Consider the following 6,000-nt stretch of genomic DNA (forward strand, 5'->3'; position numbering starts at 1 on the left):
AGCTCGTCAATGGACGGATCAGTACGTGCCGGTCTTCTTGAAGTCGGCAATGGCGGCGAGCAACTGGGCTTCGGCGTCCTTGTCCATGGCCTTGTCGTTGTCGAGCTTGGCCACGAGCGCTGCGTGCTTGTCCTTGAGGAAAGCGTGCAGGCCACCTTCGAAGGCCAGCACCTTCTTGACATCGATGTCGTCCATGAAGCCCTTGTTCACCGCGAACAGCGAAGCGGCCATCAGGCTGATGGGCAGCGGGCTGTACTGGGCCTGCTTGAGCAGTTCGGTCACGCGGGCACCACGGTCGAGCTGCTTGCGGGTGGCTTCGTCCAGATCGGAAGCGAACTGCGCGAAGGCAGCCAGTTCACGGTACTGGGCCAGGTCGGTACGGATACCGCCGGACAGCGACTTGATCAGCTTGGTCTGGGCGGCGCCACCGACGCGCGACACCGAGATACCGGCGTTGATGGCGGGACGGATACCGGCGTTGAACAGGTTGGTTTCCAGGAAGATCTGGCCGTCGGTGATCGAGATCACGTTGGTCGGCACGAAGGCGGACACGTCGCCAGCCTGGGTTTCGATGATCGGCAGCGCGGTCAGCGAGCCGGTCTTGCCCTTGACTTCACCCTTCGTGAAGGCTTCGACGTAGTCGGCGTTCACACGGGCGGCGCGCTCCAGCAGACGGCTGTGCAGGTAGAACACGTCGCCGGGGTAGGCTTCGCGGCCCGGAGGACGGCGCAGCAGCAGCGAGACCTGGCGGTAGGCCACGGCCTGCTTGGACAGGTCGTCATAAACGATCAGGGCGTCCTGGCCGCGGTCGCGGAAGTACTCGCCCATGGTGCAGCCGGAGTAGGCCGACAGGTACTGCATGGCAGCGGACTCGGAGGCCGAGGCGGCGACCACGATGGTGTATTCCATGGCGCCAGCCTGTTCCAGGGCGCGCACCACGTTCTTGATGGACGACGCCTTCTGGCCGATGGCGACGTACACGCAGGTCATGTTCTGACCCTTCTGGTTGATGATCGCGTCGATCGCCACGGCGGTCTTGCCGGTCTGGCGGTCGCCAATGATCAGCTCGCGCTGGCCACGGCCGACGGGCACCATCGAGTCGATCGACTTCAGACCGGTCTGCACCGGCTGGTCCACCGATTTACGGGCGATCACGCCGGGGGCGACTTTCTCGATCACGTCCGTCATCTTGGCGTTGATCGGCCCCTTGCCGTCGATCGGCTGACCCAGGGCGTTGACCACGCGACCCACCAGCTCGGGGCCCACCGGCACTTCCAGAATGCGGCCCGTGCACTTGACGGTGTCGCCTTCGGAAATGTGCTCGTACTCACCCAGAATCACGGCGCCGACGGAGTCGCGCTCGAGGTTCAGGGCCAGGCCGAAGGAAGGCACGCCGTCCTTGTTGGCCGGGAATTCCAGCATTTCGCCCTGCATCACGTCCGACAGGCCATGGATGCGGACGATACCGTCGGTCACGGACACCACGGTGCCCTGGTTGCGCACATCGCTGGACGCGCCCAGACCCTGGATGCGGGATTTGATCAGTTCAGAAATTTCGGCGGGATTGAGCTGCATGACTCTTTCCTTCTTTCGTTAATTGGGATGAGGGCGCGTCCGAGCGACGGGGTCAGGCGGCATCAAGCCGTCAGCGCTACTTTCATTTGTTCCAGGCGGGCCTTGATGGAGGTGTCCAGCACTTCGTCACCCACCACCACACGCACGCCACCGATGAGCTCGGGCTGCAATTGGACTTGCAGGTTGAGCTGGCGCCCGAAGCGCTTCTCCAGCACGGCCGAGAGTTCGGCCAGCGCGGACGCATCGATATCGAAAGCGCTGTAGACCACGGCATCGAAACGACCTTGCAGGGCGTTCTTGAGCACGCGGAACTGGTCCGCGATCTCGGGCAGCGCCGCGACGCGACCGTTCTCGATCACCGTGCGCAGGAAGTTCTGGCCCATCACCGGCAGCGCGTTCTTGAGCACACCGGCGATGACGTCGAACACCTGGGCGGGCGTGGACTGGGGAGCGTCAGCGAACTGGCGCAGCTGCTCGTTGCCGGCCACGGCGGCCAGCTCGTCGAGCCAGGAAGCAACGCCAGCCGCATCGGCGCCGGCGGCCTTGAACAAGGCTTCCGCGTAGGGACGGGCAATGGTGGCAATTTCGGCCATGTTCTACCTTCGTATGCCGGGGTTCAATCGGAACGTGGGCTGCGGATCAGAGCTCGGTCTTCAGGCGGCCCAGCAACTCGGCGTGGACACCGGCGTTGACTTCGCGCTTGAGGATCTGCTCGGCACCCTTGACGGCCAGCGCGGCCACTTCCTCGCGCAGGGCCTCGCGGGCCTTGACGACCTGCTGCTCGGCTTCCTGACGGGCGGTGGCGACGATCTTGGCAGCCTCTTCCGTCGCACGGGCCTTGGCTTCCTCGATCACGGTCTGGGCGCGACGCTCGGCGTCGGCCAGACGGGTGGCCGCCTCGTTGCGGGACTGGCTCAGCTCAGCCTCCACGCGCTTGTTGGCCACGGCCAGTTCGGACTTGGCCTTCTCGGAAGCGGCCAGACCTTCGGAAATCTTCAACGCACGCTCATCGAGCGCCTTGGCAATCGGGGGCCACACGAACTTCATCGTGAACCACACCAGGATCGCAAAGACGATGGCCTGCGCAAAGAGGGTTGCATTGATGTTCATCGCAACGCCTTTCTGTGTGTGAACGGGAGTGGAGACGCAATTGCTGCGGCACCGACGGCATCCGGGGGAAGGGGCCGGTCTTCACCGGCCCGCCGCATGCCGCCGCGCACGGCAGCAAGACCCATTAAGCAGCCAGCTGGAAGGGGTTGGCGAAGGCAAACAGCAGGGCAATGGCCACACCGATCAGGAACGCGGCGTCGATCAGACCGGCCAGAATGAACATCTTGGTCTGCAGGTCGTTCATCAGCTCGGGCTGGCGAGCGGAAGACTCCAGGAACTTGCCACCCATCAGGGCGATACCGATAGAGGCGCCGATGGCGCCCAGACCCACGATGAGACCGCAAGCCAGAGCAACCAGACCCAGAACGTTTTCCATGATGACTCCTTAAAAGATTGAGAGTTGAAAAGAAAGGAAGGAACCGAAAGAACTAGATAGCGAGGTGAAACCGCGCAACTTAGTGAGCGTCATGCGCTTGACCCAGATAAATCAGGGCCAGCATCATGAAAATGAACGCCTGCAAGGTGATGACCAGAATGTGGAACAAGGTCCACACCGTGCCTGCGATCACGTGTCCGACGAAGAAGAGACCACCCGACAGCGAGAGAGCAGCGTAACCACCCAGCAGCGCGATCAGCATGAACACCAGTTCACCCGCGAACATGTTGCCAAACAACCGCATGCCGTGCGAAACCGTCTTCGCCACGAACTCGATCATTTGCATCAGGAAGTTGGTCACGCCCAGCAGCAGTGCCCAAACAGGATTCTTGGAAGTGCCAAAGGGGGCGGTCACCAGCTCGTGCGTCCAGCCTCCGAAACCCTTGATCTTGATGTTGTAGAACAGGCACATCAGCAGCACGGACACGGACAGACCCAGCGTGGTGGAAAGGTCGGCAGTGGGCACGACACGCAGGTAGGCGTGGTGAGGATCGTGGCCGGTCGCGGCGTAGTACTCGGTCCAGAGGCGCGGCAGCAGGTCCACCGGCAGCATGTCCATGAAATTCATCATGAAGATCCAGCAGAACACCGTCAGCGCCAGCGGGGCGACGAGCTTGCGGCTGTTGGCGTTGTGGATCACGCCCTTGGCCTGGCTGTCGACCATCTCGACCAGCATCTCCACGGCGGCCTGGAAGCGACCAGGGACACCAGCATGGGCCTTGCGGGCAGCGAGCCAGAGCACGAAGCAGACGAAGGCGCCCAACACCGAGCTGAAGACCACCGAGTCGATGTTGATGACCGAGAAATCGACGATGAACCCTTGCTTGTGGTTCGTCAGATGGGTCAGGTGGTGGCGGATGTACTCGCCAGGGGTAGGACCGATACCTTCAGCAGCCATGTTCGTTGCACCAATCAACGGAAATTAATGTGGGCGCCTGACCTGGAACCACAGTCCAAACCAGTACACCTTCAGCGTCAAAACCAACCCGGCCAGCAAACCCAGCCAATGGAGACCCGGAACCAAGCGCGGCGCCAACCACAACATGGCCACCACCAGCAACACCTTGACCCCTTCCCACAGCATGAAGCTGGCAAACGAAGCCCGTGCATAGCCCGACATCAGACGGGTCAACGCACTGGAGGTCAGACCGTAGGCCATCAATGCCGTCGGAATGAACACCGAAGCTGCGCCGTAGAGCACCGACAGGGCCAGCGGCATCTGGCGAGAAAACAGCCAGAACAGCAACCCAGACGACACCCCCACCAGCACCTGCACCCCCACCAGACGCCAGACGGATAGTTCCGGCTGCCCAGCGCGCCACTGCTGCGCCTGTTCGCGCGTCAGCGGCTTGAATTCGGGTTCTTGCTCCCCACCTTCCCATCCATGCGCCGCTTGGGCGTCTGCTTTGTCGACCGGCCGTAGCGACCCATCTTGATCGGGCCCGGGCATTGTCGGCATGGCAGATTACAAACGGTTTACAGGTATGCGAGAGTTCGCAAAGCCTCTCATTATACGTAGAAACCCCAAACGAACGTCAACCCGTCCTCACTCATGGCATGGCCCGGCGCGGGCACCACATAATGTGGCGCTCGCCTGTGGGAATCCCCTGCGGGCGCCGGTTTTCCGCCCGCTCCGCCGGACAAGCCGCCGAAAAATTTCTCACTTTGACGCAGCGCCTCCGGCCCGCGTGCCGCCGCTGGAACCTCATGGACCTGCCCCGAGACATCCCGCCCGAACAGTCGCTGATCGAGTACCCCTGCCGCTTCCCGATCAAGGTGATGGGCGCCAACGTCGAGGGATACGTCTCGGCCATGGCGGCGGTGGCCCGCGCCTTCGACCCCGGCTTTGACGAGACGACGATCGAACAGCGCCCGAGCAAGGCCGGCAACTACCTGGGTCTGACGCTGACGGTCTACGTCACCAGCCGGGAGCAGCTCGACGAGGTCTACCGCACCCTGACCACCCACCCGATGGTCAAGGTGGTGCTGTGATCCGGCCATGATCGTCCGACCGCTGGGCCGCGTGGACTACGCGCCGACCTACGACGCCATGGTCGCCTTCACCGCGGACCGCTCGGCGCAGACGCCCGACGAGCTCTGGGTCTGCGAGCACCCGCCGGTATTCACGCAGGGGCTCGCCGGCAAGGACGACCACCTGCTGGCGCCCGGCGACATTCCGGTGGTCAAGACCAACCGAGGCGGCCAGGTGACCTACCACGGGCCCGGTCAGGTGGTCGCCTACCCGCTGATCGACCTGCAGCGCGCCGGTTATTACGTCAAGGAATACGTCTTCCGCATCGAGGAGGCCGTGATCCGCACGCTGGACCACGTTGGTGTCACCGGCCACCGCGTGGCGGGCGCCCCCGGCATCTATGTCCGGCTGGACGACCCGGGCAGCCACGCCCCGCTGCCCCAGCGGCCGCAAAAGCGCATCGAAGGTGCCCCGGCCGCCGAGCCCGACTTCACCGGCCTGGGCAAGATCGCCGCGCTGGGCATCAAGGTCAGCCGGCATTGCACCTACCATGGGGTCGCGCTCAACGTGGCCATGGACCTGCAACCCTTCTGGCGCATCAACCCCTGCGGTTATGCCGGCCTGCAAACGGTCGACCTTTCTACAATCGGGGTCGCCGTTTCATGGGATGAAGCGGCGCAGGTGTTGGGCCAGAAGCTCGGCGCCCTGCTCGGCCCCTGACCTCCAACGCCCTTGCGCGCCGCCCGCGCCCCCTGCCATGACCCGCCCCGACACCCCCGCGGCCGACGCCTCGACCGTCCGCGAAGCCCAGCCCGCCGCCAGCTACGACGCCACGGTCAAACAGAAGAGCCAGGCCAAGACGGCGCGCATCCCGATCAAGATCGTGCCGGCCGAGGTGCTGAAGAAG

Annotated in this window: 8 protein-coding genes and 1 pseudogene; 3 read left to right on the top strand and 6 right to left on the bottom strand. The window is 63.7% G+C overall.

What is annotated here, in order from left to right; genetic code table 11:
- Positions 1-18: 18 nt before the first annotated feature.
- The 6 genes from atpA to RCO38_RS13375 all read right to left on the bottom strand — a co-directional run bounded on the left by atpA (position 19) and on the right by RCO38_RS13375 (position 4,580).
- Positions 19-1,575, bottom strand: coding sequence for a F0F1 ATP synthase subunit alpha (gene atpA / locus RCO38_RS13350; protein ID WP_066157623.1), 1,557 nt, complete (start codon positions 1,573-1,575; stop codon positions 19-21).
- A 62-nt stretch (positions 1,576-1,637) separates the two neighbouring features.
- Positions 1,638-2,168: a F0F1 ATP synthase subunit delta gene (locus RCO38_RS13355; RefSeq protein WP_308328799.1), complete on the bottom strand. Its 531-nt coding sequence runs from the start codon at positions 2,166-2,168 to the stop codon at positions 1,638-1,640.
- 46 nt (positions 2,169-2,214) lie between these two features.
- Positions 2,215-2,685 (bottom strand): F0F1 ATP synthase subunit B, encoded by a 471-nt coding sequence (locus tag RCO38_RS13360; RefSeq protein ID WP_308328800.1) that lies wholly within the window; start codon positions 2,683-2,685, stop codon positions 2,215-2,217.
- A gap of 124 nt (positions 2,686-2,809) precedes the next feature.
- Complete coding sequence (gene atpE / locus RCO38_RS13365) at positions 2,810-3,061, bottom strand: F0F1 ATP synthase subunit C (protein ID WP_066157632.1); 252 nt, start codon at positions 3,059-3,061, stop codon at positions 2,810-2,812.
- 79 nt (positions 3,062-3,140) lie between these two features.
- A complete protein-coding gene (atpB, locus tag RCO38_RS13370) occupies positions 3,141-4,019 on the bottom strand; it encodes a F0F1 ATP synthase subunit A (protein ID WP_308328801.1) in 879 nt (292 codons plus the stop codon).
- Between the two features lie 24 nt (positions 4,020-4,043).
- Complete coding sequence (locus tag RCO38_RS13375) at positions 4,044-4,580, bottom strand: ATP synthase subunit I (protein WP_308328802.1); 537 nt, start codon at positions 4,578-4,580, stop codon at positions 4,044-4,046.
- Positions 4,581-4,828: 248 nt separating this feature from the next.
- Here RCO38_RS13375 and RCO38_RS13380 point away from each other — a divergent pair, with 248 nt between their 5' ends.
- The 3 genes and pseudogenes from RCO38_RS13380 to RCO38_RS13390 form a co-directional block, all read left to right on the top strand.
- Positions 4,829-5,113 (top strand): YbeD family protein, encoded by a 285-nt coding sequence (locus tag RCO38_RS13380; RefSeq protein WP_308328803.1) that lies wholly within the window; start codon positions 4,829-4,831, stop codon positions 5,111-5,113.
- Between the two features lie 7 nt (positions 5,114-5,120).
- A complete protein-coding gene (gene lipB, locus RCO38_RS13385; protein WP_308328804.1) occupies positions 5,121-5,813 on the top strand; it encodes a lipoyl(octanoyl) transferase LipB in 693 nt (230 codons plus the stop codon).
- Between the two features lie 37 nt (positions 5,814-5,850).
- Positions 5,851-6,000 (top strand): annotated as a pseudogene (locus tag RCO38_RS13390) (lipoyl synthase); the annotation flags it as partial.

The organism is Hydrogenophaga pseudoflava (genome assembly GCF_031020795.1).
GTDB lineage: Bacteria > Pseudomonadota > Gammaproteobacteria > Burkholderiales > Burkholderiaceae_C > Hydrogenophaga > Hydrogenophaga pseudoflava_A.